We start from the raw sequence: 21,326 nt of genomic DNA, 5'->3' as shown, positions 1-21,326 counted from the left end.
TAGTTGAACTCCTTTGAAGTGATCCCCATTGCTGTGTTGAGTAGCCAGGGGGCGTCAGCCCCGTAGCTTTTCCATGGTCGGATCCACGAGGGGATCGGCGGAGATGGTGGCGGGGATCCGCTTGCCGAAGTATTCGATCTCGACGGCGTCACCCTCGCCCGCTTCGGCGGGCAGCCAAGCGTAGGCGATGGGCTTCCGGACGGTGTAGCCGTAGGCGGCGCTTGTGACGTAGCCGGAGGGCTCTCCCTTGAAATAGACAGGTTCCTTGCCCAACACCACGGACGTGCCGTCGTCGACTGTCAGGCAACGCAAGCGGCGGTTGCCGGGCAGTTCGCGGCGGGCTTTGAGGGCCTCGGCGCCAACGCATCCTTCCTTGTCCTTGCTGACGGAGAAGCCAAGGCCCGATTGGAAGGGCTCGTGCTCGGGGGTCATGTCGGTGCCCCATAGCCGGTAGCCCTTCTCGAGGCGCAGGCTGTTGAACGCACCGCGGCCGGCCGCGATGATGCCCTGCTCCTGGCCGGCCTCGAACAGCAGGTCCCAGAGCCTTTGGCCGTTTTCCGCCGTCGTGTACAGCTCCCAGCCCAACTCGCCTACGTAGGACAGCCGCATCGCGGTGACAGGGATCCCGCCGATTCGGACCTTCTTGGTGCGGAAGTACTTCAATCCGTCGTTGCTGAAATCGTCATCGCTCACCTTGGCGATGACCTCGCGGGCGAGCGGCCCCCAGAGTCCCACGCAGCACGTGGATCCAGTCGTATCCCTGACCTGGACCCACTGGGTGACGTCCTCAGCGGTCTGTTTGCGGGCTTCGGTGGTGAGGTAGGCGAAGTCGATGTTGCCGTTGGCTCCGACTTGGAAGGTGGTTTCGTCGAGGCGGGCCACCGTAATATCGCTGCGGATGCCGCCGTCGCCGTTGAGGAGCAGGCAGTAGGTCACCGCACCCGGCTTCTTGTCGACCTTCCCGGCGCTGAGGCGCTGCAAGAGGGCTTCGGCGCCCGGGCCGGAAACCTCCAGCCGCTTGAGCGGCGTCATGTCATAGAGCGCGACGGCGGTGCGCGTCTTCCACGCTTCGGCCGCGGAAATGGGGGAGTGGAACATGGCGGCCCATGGTTCGCGTTCAGGTGCGCGCCATTCTTCCGGGAGCACCTCCAGCAAGCCGCGGTTGGCCTCGAACCAGTGCGGGCGCTCCCAACCCTGGGCTTCGAGGAAGAACGCCCCGAGCGCCTTCTGCCGCGCATTGAACGGGCTCACGCGCAGTTCGCGGGGGGAGACGCGCGGCTGCAGCGGGTGCAGGACATCGTAGATCTCCACGAAGTTCTGCTGGGAGGTTTCGCTGACATAGCTCTCCGCAGTCTGGATTTCCTCGAAGCGGGAGACTTCGCATTCGTGGAGCGGAATCCGGGATTGGCCCTCGATCAAGAGCTCGGCCACTGCCCTGGCCACGCCGGCGGAGTGCGTCACCCACACGGCCTCGGCAACGAAGAACCCTTCAACTTCCTTGGACTCGCCCACCAGGGGACCGCCGTCCGGGGTGAAGGAGAAGATGCCGTTGAAGCCATCCGCAATCCCCGCGCCGGCAAGTGCCGGAAGGAGTTCCTTGGAGTCCTCCCAGCTCGGCAGGAAGTCCTCTTCGGTAAACGCCAGGCGGGACGGCATCCGGTGCTCGGACATGTCCGCGGCGGCAACCTCAGGCAGCTCCCGGAGGTCCACGGGCATGGGCTTGTGGGCGTAGGAGCCAATGCCCATCCGGTCCCCGTGCTCGCGGTAGTAGAGGTCTTTGTCCTGGTGGCGAAGGATGGGCATCCACGCGCCGTTGGCGGGATCAAGCAGCCGCGAGGCATCGTTCCGGCCCACGAGCTCCGGTACGGAGGTGGTCTTGACGTATTGGTGGGCCAGCGGGAGGAGTGGCACGGACATGCCCACCATGGCGCCGATCCTGGGTCCCCAGAACCCGGCGCAGGAGACCACGATGTCAGCCGGGATCACGCCGTCGGGCGTTTCGACCCCCGTGACTTTGCCGCCTGTCTGTTCAATGCCGGTAACGGGAGTGGAACCGCGGAACGTGACGCCTGCGGCGCTCGCCTTGGCGATGAGCAGGCCGACGGCGCGGGCCGCGGAAGCCAGGCCGTCGGAGGGTACGTAGAGACCTCCGAGTACCTTTTCCTGATCGAGCAGCGGGTAGTGCTTGGCGCACTCGTCCGGATCGATGAGCCGGCCTTCGACACCCCACGACGCCGCGTAGCCCAGCTTGCGCTTGAGGTCCTCCAGGCGCCCTGGCGTGGTGGCCACCTCAAGACCGCCCACCTGGTTGAAGCAGGAGACGCCGGAACCGCTGAGGGAGAGCAGCTTGTCCACGGTGTAGGACGCGAATTCGGTCATGGCCTTGGAGGCGTTGGTCTGGAACACGAGGCCGGGGGCGTGCGATGTTGAGCCGCCCGCCAACGTCAACGGGCCCTGCTCGACCACGGTGATGTTGGTCCAGCCGCGGGTGGACAGCTCATCCGCAAGATTGGCGCCGACGATGCCGGCTCCGATTATGACGACGCGGGGTGTTGTGGACATGCGTGTTGCTCCTGAGGTAAGGCGTACGGAAGTTTGGGGCTCGCCGGAAGCTAGACGTGGCCGTCGACGGTCAACCCGGGCGGCAGGTTGGGCTCGTCCTCAGATTCCTTGACCATGATCTGGCCGTCCACTACCAGGACTTCGTGGACCCTGACGGGCAGTTTGGCCGGAGGCGCATCGGCGGCTCCCGTGCGGAGATTGAACTTTGAAGCATGGAGGGGGCACTCCACCCAGCAGTCCTCCACCCAGCCGTCGGCGAGGGAGGCGTCTTGGTGCGTGCAGGTGTCGTCGAGGGCAAAGAGTTCGCCCTCTTCGGTGTGGAATACGGCAATCGGCGGAGACGTCTCGAGTCGAATCGCGTCCCCCGGAGCCAACGAGCTAAGCGGACAAGCACTGTGCATCTCACGAACCTCTTTCACCGGATTGGTCGAAAACCTGGGGGCGGTTGTTTCATGATCAACGAAGATCACGATACGCAACAGAGTGATGGACCTCACAGGGGCTTGTCAAGAGGTGGAAATTACTGCGCAGATTGCTTGACATGCGATGTGAAGGCCGTCACACTGTTTCGCATAACGAAGTTCGTTGCGTAATGCGCAATAAAATTTCGAACGGCTCAACGAGGAGGAAGCCATGGAGACATTGGCGATCGTGGGCGCATCATTGGCTGGACTTTCCGCCGCCCGCGCTGCCCGCGCGCAGGGTTTTTGTGGCCGGCTGCTCATCATTGGAGATGAGCAGCAGCGGCCCTATGACCGTCCGCCCCTGTCCAAGGAGTTCCTGGCAGGAAAGATCGGCATCAAGCACTTGATGTTGGAAGCGGAAGAGGCGGGAACGGCAGATCCCCTGCAGGCCGAATGGCTGCTGGGCTCGCCTGCACGAAGCTTTGACGCCGCCACCAGGACCATCACGCTAGGCGACGGGCGCACGGTGGTGGCTGACGGCGTCGTGATTGCCACGGGAGCCTCGGCGCGGACGCTGCCCGAACTTGCGGGCCTATCCAATGTCTTTACGCTGCGGACTCTTGAGGATGCGCAGGACCTGGCTCCGGAACTCGTTCCGGGCGGCCGCCTGCTGGTGGTTGGCGCAGGCTTCATCGGCGCGGAGGTGGCGTCAACGGCCAAGGGCCTGGGAATGGACGTGACCATTATCTGCAAGAGCCCGATCCCGCTGAGCGCTCCGATCGGTCCGGAGATGGCTGCTGTCATGGCCACGCTCCACGGGACCAATGGAGTGGAACTGATTTGTGACACGGGAATCGACTCGTATTACAGCTACGAAGGAAATGTGACCGGTGTCAGGCTCAGCGACGGCCAGTACCGTTCCGCCGACGTCGTACTTCTCGGAATCGGTGCGGTCCCCAACGTCGGGTGGCTGGCCGGTTCGGGGCTGGCGATCGACGACGGCGTCACGTGCGATTCGATGGGACGGACAAACGTCCCCGGCGTGGTCGCCGTGGGAGACTGCGCGGCCTGGTTCGACGAACGCAGCGGGCAGCACCATCGCGTGGAGCATTGGAGCGGCGCCCAGGAACGTGCCGCCCTTGCCGTGACAGCGCTCTTGGATCACTCAGCCGCACCCCAACCGCTCAACCTGCCGTACTTCTGGTCTGACCAGTACGGAGTAACGCTCCAGTTCGCCGGCCATGCGCGGGACGCGGAGCGCGTCGAAATTGAGGCAGGGCAGCTCCAGAACCACAGCTTCCTGGCCGTGTACTACCGGGGCGAGGAACCAGTGGGCGTTCTAGGTGTGAACCAGCCGCGTCTGTTCACCCGTTGGCGCCGGCAACTCAACGCCCGCAACGCCCCGCCCGTCCTGGCAACCCCTTAGACATTCCAAGCCTCAACCACGTTCATCACTGAATAGGAGTCAGCATGACCACTGAAGTTGTTTCCCCCAGTCTGATCCCCACTCTCCCCGGCCACACTTATGTCAGTGAAGACATCTTCCGTGCCGAGCAGGAACACATCTTCGAACAAATGTGGTTCTGCGCTGTGCGGACCGCGGACCTGGAAAAGGCCGGCTCGTTCAAAACCGTGCAGATCGGCCGCGAGAGCGTACTCATCAACCGCACCCGCAAGGGAGAGATCCGCGCGTTTTACAACATCTGCCGGCACCGCGGCGTGAAGCTGTGCATGGAGGAGTCCGGCGAGGCCAACCGCTCGTTCCAGTGCCCGTACCACGCCTGGACCTACGATCTTGAGGGAAAGCTCATCGCGGCCCCGAACCTCACCAAGATGCCGGATATCGATCGCAACGAATACGGACTTGTCAAGGTCCACGTCCGGGAATACATGGGCTACGTCTGGGTCAGCCTCGCGGATGAGCCACCGTCGTTCGAGGAAGACGTCATGGGTGCGATTGAGGAGCGCCTCGGGGATCTGCGGGCGGTTGACGACTATGACATCGCGAACCTGAGCCTTGGCCGGCGCATCAAGTACGACGTCAAGGCCAACTGGAAGCTCATCATCGAAAACTTCATGGAGTGCTACCACTGCGCCACGATCCACCCCGAACTCACCGAAGTCCTGCCCGAGTTCGCCGACGGCCTGGCAGCGCAGTATTTTGTGGGCCACGGCGCCGAGTTCGGTGACGACATCAAGGGCTTCACGATTGACGGTTCCGAGGGCCTGGATCGAATTCCCGGAGTCGGCGACGACCAGGACCGCCGCTACTACGCAGTGACCATTAAGCCGAATGTCTTCGTCAACCTGGTTCCTGACCACGTCATCATCCACCGCATGTTCCCGTTGGCAGCGGACCACACGATCGTTGAATGCGACTGGCTATACCTCCCCAGCGTGGTGGAATCCGGTAAGGACGTGAGCGCTTCGGTGGAGCTCTTCCACCGGGTCAACGAGCAGGACTTCGATGCCTGCGAACGCTGCCAGCCAGCCATGGGCTCCAAGATCTACGCCAAGGGCGGCGTCCTGGTGCCGAGCGAGCACCACATTGAGGCGTTCCACAGCTGGGTCACCAGCAAGATCGCCGACGTCCCCGCCGACAGCTAGCCTGAGGAATGTCTGTCGATGTAACGAGCTACCGGAACCTAGGAAAAGGAAACGCAGCCAATGGTTTACAAAGTAAGGGCGGTCATCGCCAAGGAAAAGAACGCTCCGGTCTCGGTGGAGACCATCCTGGTGCCGGACCCCGGTCCGGGCGAGGCACTGGTGGACATCCTCACGTGCGGCGTGTGCCACACCGACCTGCACTACAAGCAGGGCGGCATCACCGATGATTTCCCCATCCTGCTCGGCCACGAGGCCACAGGCGTGGTCAGCGCGGTCGGGCCGGACGTCACCGAAGTGGCGCCAGGGGACCGGGTCATCCTGAACTGGCGGGCCGTGTGCGGGGAATGCCGGGCGTGTGCCAAGGGCCAGCCGCAGTACTGCTTCAACACGCACAATGCCACCCAGAAGATGACCCTGGAGGACGGCACGGAACTCACGCCGGCCCTGGGGATCGGCGCCTTCGCCGAGAAGACCCTCGTGGCCGCCGGGCAATGCACCAAAGTAGACGACGACGTCGATCCCGCCGCGGTCGGGCTGCTCGGCTGCGGTGTGATGGCAGGCATCGGCGCCGCCATCAACACAGGTGAGGTCAAGCGGGGCGAGTCCGTGGCCGTGATCGGCTGCGGGGGCGTCGGCATCGCCGCCATTGCCGGGGCAAAGCTCGCCGGCGCCACCACGATCATCGCCGTGGACATCGACGCCAACAAAATAGAGATGGCCAAGTCCCTTGGAGCCACGCACGGTATCAACTCCAGCCAGGAGGACCCTGTCGAGGCCATCCGGTCGCGGACCGGCGGCAACGGTGCCGATGTGGTGATCGACGCCGTCGGACGCCCCGAGACCTTCAAGCAGGCCTTCTACGCGCGCGACCTCGCCGGCCGCGTGGTGCTGGTGGGCGTCCCGACGCCGGGCATGTTGCTGGAACTGCCCCTGCTGGATGTCTTCGGCCGCGGCGGTTCGCTGAAGTCCTCCTGGTACGGGGACTGCCTGCCGTCCCGCGACTTCCCGATGCTGGTGGCGCACCACAAGCAGGGGAACCTTGACCTGGACGCGTTCGTGTCGGAACGGATCACCATCGACCAGGTGGAAGAAGCGTTCGCGAAGATGCACGAGGGCAAAGTGCTGCGCTCGGTAGTGGAAATCGCATGAGCGTCACCATCGAAAACCTCATCACCTCGGGCACGTTTTCGCTCGACGGCGGCAGCTGGGACGTGGACAACAACGTCTGGATCGTCGGCAACGACGACGAATGCGTGATCATCGACTGCCCGCACGACGCGTCGGCGATCATCGACCAAGTTCGTGGCCGGAAGGTGCGCGCCATCTTGCTCAGCCATGCTCACAACGACCACATCGGAGCAGCGCTCGACGTGGCGAAGGCCGTGAACGCGCCGATCTACCTGCACCCGGCGGACATGGTTCTGTGGGAGCAGGTGTACCCGGATGCCGCGCCGGACCGTTACATTGCAGACGGCGACATCTTCGAGGTGGCGGGCACGGCCCTGCAAGCCATCCACACGCCAGGCCACTCACCGGGTTCCACGTGCTTCTACCTGGAAAGTGAAGGCACGGTGTTCACGGGGGACACCCTCTTCAACGGCGGTCCGGGGGCGACGGGCAGGTCGTTCAGCGACCACCCGACCATCCTGGCCTCGATTCGGGAACGCCTCCTGACGCTTCCCGCGGAAACCGTGGTCCGGACCGGGCATGGCGGGGACACCACCATCAAAGCCGAGGGGGACAACCTCGCCCAGGCAGAGCTGGATCGCCAGGTCGACGGCGTTTAGGCGCCGCTGGCTGCGGTGTAACCCATCTTGACGCTGATTGAATACCCGGCTTGCTTGAGCGCATCGAGCAGGCCGGGTATTTTTTCCGGCTCAAAACGGAAGGCCGGCCCGGAAAGGCTGATAGCTCCGATCACCGTGCCGCTATGGTTGCGGATCGGAACGGCGACGGCGTTGAGTCCGCGTTCGAGTTCCTCATACGTGGCGGCGTACCCGGCCTCCGCGATGACCGGCATTTGCTGCTCCAGCTCGTCCCGGTCGGTGATGGTCTGTGGCGTGTATCGCACCTGGCCGGATTCCCTGAGAACGCGGTCACGCGTCGCGGCCGGCAGCGCTGCAAGCATGACCTTGCCGCTGGACGTCGCGTGGAGCGGGGTGAGCCCACCGATCCAGTCCTGCGTGCCAAGCGTGTTGGGGCCGATGGCCTGATCCACATTGACCGCGAAATTTGACCGCAGCACGGCCAGGTTGGCTGTCTCCGCGAACTTCTCAGCCAGGGCTTCGAGATCTTCCCGGGCCTCCCTCACCAAGCTGAGACGGGCCGGAATGGCACTGGCCAAGCGCAGGATGTTGAAACCGAGTTGGTACTTTCCGCGCTCGTGATTCTGCTGCACCATGCCACGGGCGTCCAGGGCGCTCAGCAGTCGCGACGCCGTTGACTTGTGGACGCCCATTTCCTCCGCGATCTCACTCACACCGGCATCTCCGTTGCGGGCGATGATTTCGAGCACGGTGATGGCCCGGTCCACGGACTGCACCCCGGCGTGCTGCGCGGCGGCGGGATCGGTATCGGGGTCGTTGGAAATGCTTGCATCAGCGTCCATGTGGTTCATCGTCTCAAACGCCGTCAAATGAGTGGCCTCTCCGGGCAGCGTGTCTTGGGGTACTGCGGTCTGTCTCGCCTGCCTGGATATAGGATCGGGCGATATGGCACTGCGACTTGTTCAAGTGAATTTCAAGGCCCGGGATGACTCGGCCCTCGGCAGGTTTTGGGGGGAGGTCCTTGGCTGGGATATTTCCAGCGAAGGACCCGGTGTGAGCAATGTTGAACCCGTCGGCTTCATCGGGCCGGACCCCGTTGCCGTCTGCGTCGACGTCGTCACGGTCCCGGACCCCGAAACGGTGAGGTACCGCGCCCACCTCGACCTCGCCACCACCTCTGAGGCCTATCAAGCGGAGCTTGTGGCGCGCCTGTTGAAGCTCGGCGCGACGCCCGCCGACATTGGCCAGGGCGATGTGCCGTGGACGGTCCTGGCCGACCCGGAGGGCAACCTGTTCTGCGTGCTGGAGCCTCGGCCGATCTACCGGGACACCGGGCCGATCGCCGCGGTGGTGGTCAATTGTGCGGATCCGCGGGCCATGGCCCGGTTCTGGAGCGGGGCGATGGACTGGACCCTGCACGAGGTGAGCGATGATCTTGCGCGGCTGCGTTCGGCCAAGGGTGTTGGGCCGTATCTGGAGTTCGTCCGGACACCCGCCGCGAATGCCGCGTGTGGCCGTGTACATCTCGACCTGAGACCGTACCGCGGCGATGATCAAGCGGCAGAGGTGGCCCGGCTGCGGGCCCTGGGCGCCACGGACGCCAACGTCGGCCAGGGCGACGTGCCATGGGTATGCCTCGCCGACACGGAGGGCAACGAATTCTGCGTCCTCACCCCCGGCTGACTCAGCGCTTCGGGGCTAGCGGCTCGCCGAATCGGCAGGGGAGCCGGGAACGAAAGGCGGAGGCCTAAAATCATTGTCCGTTAGGTTCCCGGGTCCATGCGTTATCCAGCGCAGGACCAGAAGGACCAGAATCAACGAAAGGGCGGCGCCAACTAGCAAAACAGGAAATCGCCACTTCATTCTCGGCATCCGCAAACCCCTCGATCTAAAACAGCTAACACGCGTCCCTTTTGGCCTGATGCGATTGCGCAGCAAAGCATCGTCCCCCGCACTGGCCGCCTTCGCAATGAACCATGGGGCAGCAACCATGTCAACCAGGCAGGCAATCACAAACTCCATATCGGGGTCAAGACGCGATCCGGTGCGACAGGGATACCGAACTGGCCAGCCTGCCCGCATTCCTTCGCCCACCTCGAACCTGATGGCCCATGTCTGAAGTTGTTTTTGGTTTGGCTTTGGCGAGGATTTCCTCGGGTGTCTTGATCACGCCCTCACGCTCAGGGTTCTATGTGCTTCTCCTCGCTACCACTCAAATATGGGCGATTCGCCACTCATTTTGATTCGGTAGACCACTCAGTGCTGTTTTCCCTTGTTAGCGTTTGCGATGAAGGCCCCCGTCGCGGCCTAAAGAACTCGGTGTATCTGTTCTTTCGATTACCGAAAAGGAAGATCGATGAGGCCTTCGTGAGGCGGGTCGTCGACCACGCCCATGACAGTTTCACGATTGGGGACCAAATGAATATCAAAAGGATCCTGGCCTGTCTGGCCATGGCTGCGCTCCTAGCCGCTTCAACAGCGACACCCGCCATAGCTGTCGTCGATGCCAACGCGGGAGGCGCTCCGGCGGGAGTGGAAAACGCACCCAAGGAAGCTGCGAAGGCTGAGGCCGTAGCGCGCAAGGTCTTTGAGTCCAACAATCCCGAGCTTGCGGCCAAATCGCTCGGCTCGGAAGAGCTTGGTTTGTTTGAGGCCTATAGCGCGGTCGCGAATGTCATCAGTTCGCCGAAAAGCTACGCTCCGGCAGATAGTCTGGCCAAGCAATCCACATTGAAGGGAATGACGCCTGCTCAGCTTGGCACTCTGGCTTCCGGATGCTGGAACACTTCGTCCTGGGTGATAGGAACGAATGCCTTTGGAGGGTGGCTTTACAAGCTGACCGTTAGTGGCGGATGGTGTGGCAACGGTTCGTCAGCAACACGTTCCTGGTTCAACGGCACGTGGGGTGAGACGTTTGCAATCGGGTGGCGCGACAATGGCCAGGTCTCCAGCCACGCAATCATCTCGGGCGGCTCGGCTAAAATTGTCGGACAGCGCGAATTCAAACTCGGTGTTGGGGGTTGGGACGTGTCGTCGCCTCGCCCCTGCGTACGGATCATAGGTCACGGCAATGGTCAAAAAGGAGATGACCTATCATGCAGCCCTTGGTAAGGAAGCGCTCAGGCGGTGCGCTCTCCAGATTTTTCCTGCTGGGAGCGGCCATCTTGTTGATTTTGCCGCTCTATCCGTTCACAGCTATCTCTGCTGTCCTGTCAGGATCTGCCCTCTGTCTTGCAGCCAGAGAAACGCCGAGTCGGAACCGCACCGTAACCATGGCCACGGCCGTTGTGCTGCTCGGAATGGTCATCCTCTTGACGCTCCTGAGCCTGCAGACAGGAACAATTGGCCCCCACAGCGGCGAGGTCTCGAAAGTGTAGCTCTAGCTCCCGCTGTTCAACGCTCTCAGGCGCACACGACGGCGACACGCCCCGAAAAAGACACGTCGCCGTCGTTGTCAATTCCTTCGGTGCGGGCCGCCGTCGATCGCCTCAAGCCGTTCCTTCTTGGGCGCCGTCGTGCCACACTTGGTGGACTATCGATTGACTGGGGGATCCGGGTCAGGAGATTGGTATGTGTGTTCTGATGCAACCTCGCACCTCGGGCCGCCGGCTGGTGGTGATCGAGCCATGAACATCGGTTGGGCTTACTTCATGTCGGGAATAATCGCAGTTGACTCGCTCTTGCTTGGATTGCTGCTGTTGAACCTGAAGTGGCCTAGGCACTGGAAGAGATGACGCCTGAGGTCCTCGAACCTAGAGCATCTTGCGGATCGTTTCTTCGAAACTCACCACGTGGTGCAGGGCGAACGCAGCCGCCCTGTCCTCATCACCGTCGGCGATTGCGGTGAGCAACTCAGCGTGCTCTGCGACGTGGCCCGTCACTGAAGGCATCTTGTCCAGCATGTGGCACCAGATGCGTGTTGCCAGGTTGTCGTAGCGGATCAGCACGTCCTCGAGGTGCGGGTTGGCCGCGGCCTTGTAAATAAGTCGGTGCACCTGGATGTCGTAGCGCATGAGTTCCTGCTGCCCGGCGTCGTGCGCTTCCAGGCCGCTTATGGCTGCCGCGACCTCGCGCAGTTCCTCCCGCAGCTTGGGGCTGGCCATGCGGGCAGCGCGCCGCGAGGCCAAGGGTTCAAGCAGTTCCCGGATTTCGGACACATCCGCCAATTGGGTGATGTCGACGCCGGTGGCGAAGGTTCCGCGGCGGGGATACGACACCACGAGGTGGTCGCTTTCGAGCCGCTTGATGGCCTCGCGCACGGGGGTCCGTCCGATGCCGAGTTCCGCGGCAATCTGACCGTCGTTGATGGGGTCGCCGGGTTTGATGTCCAGCATGATGAGCCGGTCGCGCAGGAGCAGGTAGGCGTTTTCCGCCAAGGACGTTCCCTGTGTGCCTGTGTCCAGTGCCTCCAGTGCAGTGCTCATGTGCCCTCTTCCGTTTGTCACAATTCCAAGTCTGGCGGATCAGTTGCTGCCGGGCTGTTGACGGTTGTGTGATCTCCAACATACTATGGCAACAGTTCTAATATATCAGTTGCTGATTAGTCAGTAAATATAAGTATCTCAAAAGGAGACCATCATGGTTGAACCGCTGATCCGCCCGCTCGCCCAGGCGGACCCGGAGGTTGAACAGGCGATCGCCCAGGAACTCATCCGCCAGCAGTCCACGCTGGAAATGATCGCCTCCGAAAACTTCGCCCCTGCAGCCGTCATGCAGGCACAGGGCTCGGTCCTGACCAACAAGTACGCGGAAGGCTACCCGGGCAAGCGCTACTACGGCGGCTGCGAGCACGTCGACGTCATCGAGCAGCTGGCCATCGACCGCGTCAAGGCTCTCTTCGGCGCCGAAGCCGCAAATGTCCAGCCGCACTCCGGCGCCCAGGCCAATGCCGCAGCCATGTTCGCGCTCCTCGAGCCGGGGGACACCATCATGGGCCTCGACCTCGCACACGGCGGCCACCTCACCCACGGCATGCGCATCAACTTCTCCGGCAAGCTGTACAACGTCATCCCCTACCACGTCAGTGAATCCGATCTCCGGGTGGATATGGCGGAAGTCGAAGCCTTGGCCCTGGAACACCGCCCGAAGCTGATCGTTGCCGGCTGGTCCGCGTACTCGCGCCACTTGGATTTCGCCGAATTCCGCCGCATCGCCGACCTCGTGGGCGCCTACCTCATGGTGGACATGGCCCACTTCGCCGGCCTCGTCGCCGCGGGACTGCACCCCAACCCCGTCCCGTATGCCGACGTCGTGACCACCACGACCCACAAGACTCTCGGCGGTCCGCGCGGCGGAGTGATCCTGTCGAAGGAACAATACGCACGCAAGATCAACAGCGCGGTCTTCCCCGGCCAGCAGGGCGGCCCACTGGAGCACGTGATCGCGGCCAAGGCGGTCGCGTTCAAGATGGCAGCAGAGCCCGAATTCCAGGAACGCCAGGTGCGGGTGCTGGAAGGCGCCAAGCTCCTTGCCGAACGGCTCTTGAAGGAAGACGTGGCCGCAGCAGGGATCTCGGTGGTCAACGGAGGCACCGACGTCCACCTCGTCCTCGTTGACCTGCGCCACTCGGAACTGGACGGACAGCAAGCCGAGGACACCTTGCACCGCATCGGCATCACCGTGAACCGCAACGCCGTCCCGTTCGACCCGCGTCCGCCGATGGTTTCCTCGGGACTCCGGATCGGCACTCCGGCACTAGCCGCCCGCGGCTTCGGCGCCAAGGAATTCGCGGAGGTCGCGGACATCATCGCGACGGCGTTGATCGCCGCAGCAAGCGACGGCACTCTAGGTGACCACACCGCCGTCGAACTCCGCGCGAGGGTTACCGCGCTCGCCGAACAATTCCCGCTTTACCCGCATCTTTCCCAGAGTGGCAGCGGCAACGACGCCGCTGCGACCGAACTTGAGGCAGAAATGATTGGAGCAGCCCAGTGAGCGCAGACCAACTCCCCGAACACCCGGATTTCCTGTGGCGTAACCCGGAGCCCAAGGCTTCCTACGACGCCGTGATCGTGGGCGGTGGCGGCCACGGCCTCGCCACCGCATACTTCCTGGCCAAGAACCACGGAATGACCAACATCGCCGTCTTGGAAAAAGGCTGGCTGGCCGGCGGAAACATGGCCCGAAACACCACGATCATCCGTTCCAACTACCTCTGGGACGAGAGCGCTGCTATCTACGAGCACGCCTTGAAGCTCTGGGAGATCCTGCCCGAGGAGCTTGAGTACGATTTCCTCTTCAGCCAGCGCGGCGTCATGAACCTCGCCCACACCCTGGGCGACGTCCGCGAAAGTGTCCGCCGGGTCGGCGCGAACAAGCTCAACGGGGTGGACGCCGAATGGCTGGACCCGCAGCAAGTCAAGGAACTCTGCCCCATCCTGAACATCAGCGACAACATCCGCTACCCGGTCATGGGCGCCACGTACCAGCCCCGTGCAGGCATCGCGAAGCACGACCACGTCGCGTGGGCCTTCGCCCGCAAGTGCGACGAGCTCGGCGTGGACATCATCCAGAACTGTGAAGTGACGGGCTTCCTCAAGGACGGCAACCGCGTGGTGGGCGTCAAGACCAACCAAGGAACCATCCACACCGAAAAAGTTGGCCTCGCCGCGGCCGGCCACAGCTCGGTCCTCGCCGAAATGGCAGGATTCCGCCTCCCGATCCAGTCGCACCCCCTCCAGGCGTTGGTGTCCGAACTGCATGAACCCGTCCATCCCACGGTGGTCATGTCCAACCACGTGCACGTCTACGTTTCCCAAGCCCACAAGGGCGAACTGGTCATGGGCGCTGGGGTCGACTCCTACAACGGCTATGGCCAGCGCGGCTCCTTCCACGTGATCGAGCACCAGATGGCCGCCGCCGTCGAACTTTTCCCGATCTTCGCCCGGGCCCACGTGCTCCGGACGTGGGGCGGAATTGTGGACACCACCATGGATGCCTCGCCGATCGTCGGACTCTCGCCGGTGGAGAACATGTTCGTCAACTGTGGCTGGGGAACGGGTGGCTTCAAGGGCACGCCCGCTGCCGGCTTGACGTTCGCCCACACCATCGCCACGGGTACTCCTCATGAGCTCAACAAGCCTTTTGCGCTGGAACGCTTCGAGACCGGTGCCTTGATCGACGAACACGGCGCCGCCGCCGTCGCCCACTAGCCGCAGCCCTTTAGGAGACCAACCATGCTGCTCATCAGCTGCCCCAATTGCGGGCCACGAGACGAAACCGAATTCCACTACGGCGGCCAGGCCCACGTTGCCTACCCGGAAAACCCGGACGCGCTGACGGACCGCCAGTGGGCCGAGTACTTGTTCTACCGCGACAACACAAAAGGCGCCTTCGCCGAACGCTGGGTGCACAGCACCGGTTGCCGCCAATGGTTCAACATGCTCCGCGACACTGTCAGCTACGACATCCAGGCCATCTACAAAATGGGCGAACCGCGCCCCGATGTGAACACCTCAGCAGCCACCACTCCGGAAGGAGCCACGAAGTGACCCCGCAGAACGCCCGCCTCGCCACCGGCGGCCGCATCGACCGCAGCATCTCCTGGCGGTTCACCGTGGACGGCCAGGAATACGCCGGGCACCCCGGAGACACTGTTGCCTCCGCATTGCTGGCTAACGGCCGCATCAACGTCGGCAACTCGCTCTACGAGGATCGGCCCCGCGGCATCATGTCCGCCGGAGTGGAAGAATCGAACGCCCTGGTCAAGGTAGCTGCCCGCTTCCCCGGACATGTCGCGGAGTCGATGCTTCCCGCGACCACCGTGTCCCTCGTGGACGGGCTCAACGTTGAGTTCCTGAACGGCCTTGGCAAGCTCGATCCCAACGAGGACCGCGCCGAGTACGACAAGAAATACGTCCACACCGACGTCCTGGTGGTTGGCGGCGGGGCTTCCGGCCTCGCGGCAGCCCGCGAAGCGGTCCGCACCGGCGCCCGGGTCATCCTGATCGATGACCAGCCCGAACTCGGCGGCTCAATGCTGTCCGGCTCCACCGCCCCGGAACTCGCCGAAGTGATCGAAGGCAAACCTGCCCTGGAATGGATCGCCGACGTGGAGGCCGAGCTCGTCTCCGCCGCCGAATGCACCGTCCTCAACCGCACCACGGCGTTCGGCTCCTACGACGCGAACTATGTGATCGCGGCACAGAACCGTACGGACCACCTCGGCAGCCCAGCCGCGGACGGCGTCTCCCGCCAGCGTATTTGGCACATCCGTGCCAAGCAGGTGGTCCTCGCCCCCGGCGCCCATGAGCGTCCGCTCGTCTTCGAGAACAACGACCGGCCCGGCATCATGCTGGCCTCTGCGGTCCGCAGCTACCTCAACCGCTACGCCGTCGCTGCAGGGCGGCGGGTCGTCATCGGGACCACCAACGATTCGGCCTACCTGTTGGCCGCGGATCTGCTGGCCGCTGGTGTCAAGGTCGCCGCCGTCGTCGACGCCCGCCCGAAGCTTAGCGACAAAGCGGCAGCCGCCATCGAAAGCGGCATCCGCGTCCTCGTCGGCAGCGCCGTCGCCGATACCTCCGGCGCGGGAGAGAACGGCCGGATCGACGGCGTCACCATCCGCAGCCTCAACGACGACGGCGAAGTCACCTCGGGCGTCGAACGGATCGCTTGCGATCTGCTGGCGGTTTCCGGTGGCTGGAGTCCCGTGGTCCACCTCCACAGCCAGCGCCAAGGCAAGTTGCGCTGGGACGATGAGCTGGCCGGCTTCGTGCCAAGCTCCGTGGTCAGGGACCAGCACGTCGTCGGCGCCGGCCGCGGAAGCTACGAACTGGAGGATTGCCTCGGCGAAGGCGTCTCCGCCGGTGCCGCGGCCGCTATCGCCGCAGGGTTCAGCACCCAGGCGGTTCCAGCAGAGGCGAAGGCGCCGGTTGCCTCCGCCCCCACCCGCCAGTTGTGGCTGGTGCCGGGCCAGAGCGGAAACGCGGGGGAGTGGCACCACCACTTCGTCGACTTCCAGCGCGACCAGTCCGTGGCCGACGTGCTTCGTTCGACCGGGGCCGGTATGCGCTCGGTGGAACACATCAAGCGGTACACCTCCATCAGCACCGCCAACGACCAAGGCAAGACCTCGGGCGTCAACGCCATCGGCGTGATCGCGGCGGCCCTCAAGCAGGCTGGCGAAGCATCCCGCGGCATCGGTGACATCGGAACCACGACCTACCGGGCACCGTTCACGCCCGTGGCCTTCGCGGCGTTGGCCGGGCGCCAGCGCGGCGAGCTCTTCGACCCCGCCCGCGTCACCTCCATCCACCCCTGGCATGTTTCCCAGGGAGCGCTCTTCGAGGACGTCGGGCAGTGGAAGCGCCCGTGGTACTACCCGCAAGCGGGCGAAGACATGGACACTGCCGTGCTCCGCGAATGCGCCGCTGTGCGGGAATCCGTGGGCTTCATGGACGCCACCACCCTCGGCAAGATCGAGATACGAGGCAAGGATGCCGGGGAGTTCCTGAACCGCATCTACACCAACGCGTTCAAGAAACTCGCCCCGGGTTCCGCCCGCTACGGGGTCATGTGCACCCCGGACGGCATGATCTTCGACGACGGCGTGACCTTGCGCCTCGACGAGGGCCGCTACTTCATGACCACCACCACCGGCGGCGCCGCGAAGGTCCTCGACTGGCTCGAGGAATGGCACCAGACCGAGTGGCCGGAGCTGGACGTGGTGTGCACTTCGGTGACTGAACAATGGACGACGATTGCCGTCGTCGGACCCAAGTCCCGCGCCGTGATCGCCAAGGTCGCCCCGCAACTGGCGGCCGACGGCGGGTTGGACGCCGAAGCGTTCCCGTTCATGACGTTCCGCGAGACCACGCTGGCCTCCGGAGTTCAGGCACGGGTTTGCCGGATTTCGTTCTCCGGTGAGCTTGCCTACGAAATCAATGTTCCGTCCTGGTACGGGCTCAACACCTGGGAAGCCGTTGCTGCGGCAGGGGCCGAGTTCAACATCACCCCGTACGGCACCGAGACCATGCACGTGCTTCGTGCCGAGAAGGGCTACCCGATCGTCGGGCAGGACACGGACGGCACGGTCACCCCGCAGGACGCCGGGATGGAGTGGATCGTTTCCAAGGCCAAGGACTTCATCGGCAAGCGTTCCTACAGCCGCGAGGACGCGGTCCGCACGGACCGCAAGCACTTGGTCAGCGTACTGCCGGCGGACCGTTCGTTCCGTCTTCCGGAAGGCACCCAGCTCGTGGAAAAGGGAATCCCGGTCAACCCGGCATACGGCCCCGTGCCGATGCAGGGCTTCGTGACCTCGAGCTACCACAGTGCCGCTCTGGGCCGGTCCTTCGGCCTGGCACTGATCACCAACGGCCGCAACCGGATCGGCGAGACCCTGGTGGCCTCCGTCGGCGACCAGTTGCTGGACGTCGTTGTGGGAGAAACCGTACTTTTCGACGCTGAAGGGACCCGTAAAGATGGCTGAAACAGCAACACCCGCAAACCCCGAGACGCTCCGTGCGGCACGCCGCAGCCCGGCGTCGCACCTTGCACCGACCTTTGAGTCCGGTTCCGTGCCTGGAATCGTGGCGTTGAAGGAGATCCCGTTCCAGACCATGGTGGGCGTCCGGGTTGACCGGGCGTCCGACGCCGGAGCCCGCCTCGCGTCCGTGACCAGCGGACTGCCGGCCGCCTGCGGTGAGATCAGCGGGGATGAGAGGGCCACCACCCTCTGGCTTGGGCCGGACGAATTCCTGGTGGTCGCACCGGAATCTGCCCACGATTCCCTGGGCGGAGACCTGGTCCGTGCACTGGTGGAGGCCCTGGGCGACGACCCGGGCCAGGTGGTGGACTTGTCCGCCAACCGCACCACCTTCGAGCTGTCCGGCGTCCGTGCCCGGGACGTCCTTGAAAAGGGCTGCTCGCTGGACTTGCACCCCCGCGCCTTCCGCACCGGGACGGCTCTGGCCACGGAAATCGGCAACATCCCGGCGATGCTGTTGAAGACCAGCGAGGACAGCTTCCGGATCTTCCCACGGGCTTCGTTCGCCGAGTTCCTGGGCCGCTGGCTGCTTGACGGCATGAGGGAATTCGCTTCTCCCGAGGTTCCCTGATGGCACTGAGTGTGCTTGACCTGTTTTCCATTGGCATCGGGCCGTCGTCGTCGCACACGGTCGGCCCGATGCGGGCGGCAAAGCAGTTCACCGACGGCCTGGAATCCTCCGGGCAACTCGCGGCAACGGTGCGGGTCCAGGCAGAGCTTTTCGGCTCGCTGGGCGCCACCGGCCGCGGCCACGGCTCGGACAAAGCCGTAGTACTTGGGCTCCAAGGCCAGGCGCCGGAAACGGTGGACACCTCCACCGCCGACGACCAGGTAGCGGCCGCAGCCCTGGACGCCGAATTGCGGATCGCCGGACACCACCGCGTGGACTTCAATTGGGACGAAGACGTGGTCCTGCACCGACGCAAATCCTTGCCCGCCCACCCCAACGGCATGACTTTCCGGGCCCTGGACCACACCGGGGAAGTGCTACGCGAACGCAGCTACTACTCGATCGGCGGCGGCTTCGTGGTGGACGGCGATGCGTCCGGAAGCGACAAAGTCGTCGCCGACAGCACCGTGCTGCCCTATCCCTTCACCTCCGCGGACGAGCTCCTGGCGATCTGCGCACGGGAGGACATGTCCATTTCCGATGTCATGCTCGCCAACGAGCTCGTGTGGCGCAGCGAAGCCGAACTTCGCGAGCGGCTGCTGCAGATTTGGGCCGTCATGCGCGAATGCGTGGACAACGGCTGCGCTGCGGAAGGAATCCTGCCGGGAGGCTTGAACGTGCGGCGCCGGGCGCCGTCGTTGTTCAAGACGCTCAAGGCCACCGACGCCGGTCTGCAGGGTTCAAGCTCGGCAGACCCGTTGCTCGCCATGGAATGGGTGAACTTGTTCGCGCTTGCCGTGAACGAGGAAAACGCCGCGGGCGGCCGCATCGTCACGGCACCCACCAACGGTGCGGCCGGCATTGTGCCGGCGGTGCTGCACTACTTCACGAATTTCGTGCAGGGAGCCGACGACGACGGCGTGGTCCGCTTCCTGCTCGCGGCGGCCGCCGTCGGGATCCTGTTCAAGATCAACGCATCCATTTCAGGCGCCGAAGTGGGTTGCCAGGGTGAGGTGGGCTCTGCCTGTTCCATGGCTGCCGCCGGTCTGTGCGAAGTCCTTGGGGGTACTCCCGAGCAAGTGGAGAACGCCGCCGAAGTGGGTATTGAACACAACCTCGGCCTCACGTGCGATCCCGTTGGCGGGCTGGTGCAGATTCCGTGCATCGAACGCAACGCCATCGCCAGCGTGAAGGCCATCAACGCCGCCCGCCTTGCACTGCACGGCGACGGCAGCCACAAAGTGTCCCTTGATAAAGCCATCAAAACCATGCGAGAGACAGGAGCGGACATGAAAAGCAAGTACAAGGAGACCTCCCGCGGAGGCCTCGCCGTCAACGTAGTGGAGTGCTAGCCATGACTGTCACACAGAATGAAACCGCTGCCTCGGCGCTGCCGGCTACCACCGTTGAGCATGTCCTGACGCTCGATTGCCCGGAAACGCGGGGGATCGTGCACGCTGTCTCCGGCTTCCTCCTGGAACACGGCTGCGACATCATCGACAATAAGCAATTCGACTCCCAACTGGATCACCATTTCTTCATGCGGATCCACTTCGCATCGGATGGGGATCAGTCGACCATCGACTCGCTGCGGGAATCCTTCGCTCCTGTTGCCGAAAAGTTCGGCATGCGCTGGCAGCTCCAACGCCACGGTGCCAAGCGGCGGGTGTTGATCATGGTCTCGAAGTTCGAGCACTGCCTCAACGACCTCCTGTTCCGGGCCCGCATCGGGGAACTGCCCATCGACATTGTCGGGGTCGTCTCCAACCATCCGGACCACAGACGAACCGTCGAATGGCACGGCATTCCGTTCTTCCACGTGCCGGTCACGCCGGACACCAAGGCGGCGGCTGAAGGACAGCTCCTCGATCTCATCGATCGCCTGGATGTCGAACTGGTGGTCCTGGCCCGCTACATGCAGGTCCTCAGCGACGATCTCGCCCGAAAGTTGGACGGCCGGGCAATCAACATCCATCACTCGTTCCTCCCCAGCTTCAAAGGTGCCAAGCCGTACCACCAGGCCTACGCGCGGGGGGTCAAGACCGTGGGTGCCACCGCGCACTACGTCAACGGCGAGTTGGACGAGGGGCCGATCATCGCACAGCAAGTGGTGGAAGTGGACCACACCTTCGGTCCGGACGACCTGGTCGCGGCCGGGCGCGATACCGAGTGCAAAGCACTCAGCAACGCCGTCCGCTGGCATTGCGAAGGGCGCGTGATCCTGCAAGGCAGCAGGACCGTGGTGCTCAAGTAGTGCTCGAACGGCCCACCCAACGGTGGGCCGTTCAGGCGCTGTTTCGTGAGTAGCGGAGCAAAACCACACCATTGCCGAAGGTGTGCGTCCCCTCGAGCCTGAGGTCCATCCGGACACCAGGGTCCTCGAACAGCGGCCGGCCCCGCCCCAAGACCACGGGATTTACGCGAATTCGGAATTCGTCGATCAAGCCGTGCCGCATTAACGCGGAAGCCAGATTGGCGCCGCTCAGGACGATGTCGCCGCCGGGTTGCGCCTTCAGTTCCGCGATGTGTTCAGGCACGACGTCGTGAATCACCGTGGTGTTCGAGCCTGCCTGTGTGAGGGTCCGCGAAAACACGAACTTGGGCATCCCGCGCCAGATCCCGGCAAACTCGAACATGGGCGCCGAGATGTCCGGATCCGGCGCGGCCGTGTTCCAGTAATCGGCCATCACATCGTAAGTAATGCGCCCGAACATGAAGGCCCCCATCCCTCGGAACTCCCCGTTCAAGAAGCCGAGGAGTTCGTCGTCGACGAGGCCCCAGCTGATGTCCCGATCGATCGTCTCGAAGAATCCGTCCAAAGAGACCGACATCATCAGGATGATCTTGCGCATTCGAGTACCTCCCCTTGCGGCGAAAGGCGACACGGC

The 21,326-nt window shown here is 63.8% G+C and carries 18 protein-coding genes and 1 pseudogene; 14 read left to right on the top strand and 5 right to left on the bottom strand.

Going from position 1 to position 21,326, the window contains the following annotated elements:
* Positions 1 to 54 precede the first annotated feature (54 nt).
* On the bottom strand, positions 55 to 2,562 hold the full coding sequence (locus tag AC4CS3_RS12865) for a GcvT family protein (protein ID WP_490783810.1): 2,508 nt from the start codon (positions 2,560 to 2,562) through the stop codon (positions 55 to 57).
* 50 nt (positions 2,563 to 2,612) lie between these two features.
* Positions 2,613 to 2,963, bottom strand: a complete 351-nt coding sequence (locus AC4CS3_RS12860; protein WP_059388150.1) for a bifunctional 3-phenylpropionate/cinnamic acid dioxygenase ferredoxin subunit — start codon at positions 2,961 to 2,963, stop codon at positions 2,613 to 2,615.
* A 232-nt stretch (positions 2,964 to 3,195) separates the two neighbouring features.
* On the opposite strand from AC4CS3_RS12860, the gene AC4CS3_RS12855 reads away from it, so the two are divergent.
* The 4 genes from AC4CS3_RS12855 to AC4CS3_RS12840 are packed head-to-tail and all read left to right on the top strand — an operon-like array spanning position 3,196 to position 7,360.
* Positions 3,196 to 4,392 carry an NAD(P)/FAD-dependent oxidoreductase gene (locus tag AC4CS3_RS12855; protein ID WP_441413030.1) on the top strand — a complete coding sequence of 399 codons (1,197 nt, stop codon included), beginning with the start codon at positions 3,196 to 3,198 and terminating at the stop codon, positions 4,390 to 4,392.
* 44 nt (positions 4,393 to 4,436) lie between these two features.
* A complete protein-coding gene (locus AC4CS3_RS12850) occupies positions 4,437 to 5,573 on the top strand; it encodes an aromatic ring-hydroxylating oxygenase subunit alpha (RefSeq protein ID WP_284751421.1) in 1,137 nt (378 codons plus the stop codon).
* A 60-nt stretch (positions 5,574 to 5,633) separates the two neighbouring features.
* The gene (locus AC4CS3_RS12845; protein ID WP_490783809.1) at positions 5,634 to 6,722 is read left to right on the top strand and encodes an S-(hydroxymethyl)mycothiol dehydrogenase; all 1,089 of its coding nucleotides are present in this window, start codon (positions 5,634 to 5,636) and stop codon (positions 6,720 to 6,722) included.
* On the top strand, positions 6,719 to 7,360 hold the full coding sequence (locus AC4CS3_RS12840) for an MBL fold metallo-hydrolase (RefSeq protein WP_490783808.1): 642 nt from the start codon (positions 6,719 to 6,721) through the stop codon (positions 7,358 to 7,360). Before AC4CS3_RS12845 ends, AC4CS3_RS12840 begins: the two co-directional genes overlap by 4 nt.
* Here AC4CS3_RS12840 and AC4CS3_RS12835 read toward each other — a convergent pair.
* Positions 7,357 to 8,181: an IclR family transcriptional regulator gene (locus tag AC4CS3_RS12835; protein WP_490783807.1), complete on the bottom strand. Its 825-nt coding sequence runs from the start codon at positions 8,179 to 8,181 to the stop codon at positions 7,357 to 7,359. The two genes, AC4CS3_RS12840 and AC4CS3_RS12835, sit on opposite strands and share 4 nt — an antisense overlap.
* A 103-nt stretch (positions 8,182 to 8,284) precedes the next feature.
* On the opposite strand from AC4CS3_RS12835, the gene AC4CS3_RS12830 reads away from it, so the two are divergent.
* The 3 genes from AC4CS3_RS12830 to AC4CS3_RS12820 all read left to right on the top strand — a co-directional run bounded on the left by AC4CS3_RS12830 (position 8,285) and on the right by AC4CS3_RS12820 (position 10,716).
* Positions 8,285 to 9,022 (top strand): VOC family protein, encoded by a 738-nt coding sequence (locus AC4CS3_RS12830; RefSeq protein ID WP_490783806.1) that lies wholly within the window; start codon positions 8,285 to 8,287, stop codon positions 9,020 to 9,022.
* 636 nt (positions 9,023 to 9,658) lie between these two features.
* Complete coding sequence (locus AC4CS3_RS12825) at positions 9,659 to 10,450, top strand: hypothetical protein (RefSeq protein ID WP_490783805.1); 792 nt, start codon at positions 9,659 to 9,661, stop codon at positions 10,448 to 10,450.
* A complete protein-coding gene (locus tag AC4CS3_RS12820; RefSeq protein WP_490783804.1) occupies positions 10,435 to 10,716 on the top strand; it encodes a hypothetical protein in 282 nt (93 codons plus the stop codon). Before AC4CS3_RS12825 ends, AC4CS3_RS12820 begins: the two co-directional genes overlap by 16 nt.
* Before the next feature lie 375 nt (positions 10,717 to 11,091).
* Here AC4CS3_RS12820 and AC4CS3_RS12815 read toward each other — a convergent pair whose 3' ends face one another.
* Positions 11,092 to 11,763 (bottom strand): GntR family transcriptional regulator, encoded by a 672-nt coding sequence (locus AC4CS3_RS12815; RefSeq protein WP_490783803.1) that lies wholly within the window; start codon positions 11,761 to 11,763, stop codon positions 11,092 to 11,094.
* A gap of 154 nt (positions 11,764 to 11,917) precedes the next feature.
* Here AC4CS3_RS12815 and glyA point away from each other — a divergent pair, with 154 nt between their 5' ends.
* The 7 genes and pseudogenes from glyA to purU all read left to right on the top strand — a co-directional run bounded on the left by glyA (position 11,918) and on the right by purU (position 20,692).
* Positions 11,918 to 13,273, top strand: coding sequence for a serine hydroxymethyltransferase (gene glyA / locus AC4CS3_RS12810; protein ID WP_490783802.1), 1,356 nt, complete (start codon positions 11,918 to 11,920; stop codon positions 13,271 to 13,273).
* Positions 13,270 to 14,490, top strand: coding sequence for a sarcosine oxidase subunit beta family protein (locus tag AC4CS3_RS12805; RefSeq protein WP_345447871.1), 1,221 nt, complete (start codon positions 13,270 to 13,272; stop codon positions 14,488 to 14,490). The genes glyA and AC4CS3_RS12805 overlap by 4 nt, the downstream gene beginning before the upstream one ends.
* 24 nt (positions 14,491 to 14,514) lie before the next feature.
* A pseudogene (locus AC4CS3_RS12800) lies at positions 14,515 to 14,802 on the top strand (sarcosine oxidase subunit delta); the annotation flags it as partial.
* A gap of 23 nt (positions 14,803 to 14,825) precedes the next feature.
* Complete coding sequence (locus AC4CS3_RS12795; RefSeq protein WP_490783801.1) at positions 14,826 to 17,771, top strand: 2Fe-2S iron-sulfur cluster-binding protein; 2,946 nt, start codon at positions 14,826 to 14,828, stop codon at positions 17,769 to 17,771.
* A complete protein-coding gene (locus AC4CS3_RS12790; protein ID WP_490783800.1) occupies positions 17,764 to 18,399 on the top strand; it encodes a sarcosine oxidase subunit gamma in 636 nt (211 codons plus the stop codon). The genes AC4CS3_RS12795 and AC4CS3_RS12790 overlap by 8 nt, the downstream gene beginning before the upstream one ends.
* Complete coding sequence (locus tag AC4CS3_RS12785) at positions 18,399 to 19,790, top strand: L-serine ammonia-lyase (protein ID WP_490783799.1); 1,392 nt, start codon at positions 18,399 to 18,401, stop codon at positions 19,788 to 19,790. Before AC4CS3_RS12790 ends, AC4CS3_RS12785 begins: the two co-directional genes overlap by 1 nt.
* Before the next feature lie 2 nt (positions 19,791 to 19,792).
* Positions 19,793 to 20,692 (top strand): formyltetrahydrofolate deformylase, encoded by a 900-nt coding sequence (gene purU, locus AC4CS3_RS12780; protein ID WP_490783798.1) that lies wholly within the window; start codon positions 19,793 to 19,795, stop codon positions 20,690 to 20,692.
* 31 nt (positions 20,693 to 20,723) lie between these two features.
* Here the strand turns inward: purU and AC4CS3_RS12775 are convergent, their stop codons facing one another.
* Positions 20,724 to 21,290, bottom strand: coding sequence for a dihydrofolate reductase family protein (locus tag AC4CS3_RS12775; protein ID WP_490783797.1), 567 nt, complete (start codon positions 21,288 to 21,290; stop codon positions 20,724 to 20,726).
* Positions 21,291 to 21,326 lie beyond the last annotated feature (36 nt).

The organism is Arthrobacter sp. SE2 (assembly GCF_058244265.1).
The sequence above is the reverse complement of the archived record's forward strand: the minus strand, read 5'-3'. Positions and strand labels throughout refer to the sequence as shown.

Coding starts and splice junctions, on each gene's coding strand:
- AC4CS3_RS12865 (WP_490783810.1), bottom strand. CDS start 2,562: ATGTCCACAACACCCCGCGTCGTCATAATCGGAGCCGGCATCGTCGGC.
- AC4CS3_RS12860 (WP_059388150.1), bottom strand. CDS start 2,963: ATGCACAGTGCTTGTCCGCTTAGCTCGTTGGCTCCGGGGGACGCGATT.
- AC4CS3_RS12855 (WP_441413030.1), top strand. CDS start 3,196: ATGGAGACATTGGCGATCGTGGGCGCATCATTGGCTGGACTTTCCGCC.
- AC4CS3_RS12850 (WP_284751421.1), top strand. CDS start 4,437: ATGACCACTGAAGTTGTTTCCCCCAGTCTGATCCCCACTCTCCCCGGC.
- AC4CS3_RS12845 (WP_490783809.1), top strand. CDS start 5,634: ATGGTTTACAAAGTAAGGGCGGTCATCGCCAAGGAAAAGAACGCTCCG.
- AC4CS3_RS12840 (WP_490783808.1), top strand. CDS start 6,719: ATGAGCGTCACCATCGAAAACCTCATCACCTCGGGCACGTTTTCGCTC.
- AC4CS3_RS12835 (WP_490783807.1), bottom strand. CDS start 8,181: ATGGACGCTGATGCAAGCATTTCCAACGACCCCGATACCGATCCCGCC.
- AC4CS3_RS12830 (WP_490783806.1), top strand. CDS start 8,285: ATGGCACTGCGACTTGTTCAAGTGAATTTCAAGGCCCGGGATGACTCG.
- AC4CS3_RS12820 (WP_490783804.1), top strand. CDS start 10,435: ATGCAGCCCTTGGTAAGGAAGCGCTCAGGCGGTGCGCTCTCCAGATTT.
- AC4CS3_RS12815 (WP_490783803.1), bottom strand. CDS start 11,763: ATGAGCACTGCACTGGAGGCACTGGACACAGGCACACAGGGAACGTCC.
- glyA (WP_490783802.1), top strand. CDS start 11,918: ATGGTTGAACCGCTGATCCGCCCGCTCGCCCAGGCGGACCCGGAGGTT.
- AC4CS3_RS12790 (WP_490783800.1), top strand. CDS start 17,764: ATGGCTGAAACAGCAACACCCGCAAACCCCGAGACGCTCCGTGCGGCA.
- AC4CS3_RS12785 (WP_490783799.1), top strand. CDS start 18,399: ATGGCACTGAGTGTGCTTGACCTGTTTTCCATTGGCATCGGGCCGTCG.
- purU (WP_490783798.1), top strand. CDS start 19,793: ATGACTGTCACACAGAATGAAACCGCTGCCTCGGCGCTGCCGGCTACC.
- AC4CS3_RS12775 (WP_490783797.1), bottom strand. CDS start 21,290: ATGCGCAAGATCATCCTGATGATGTCGGTCTCTTTGGACGGATTCTTC.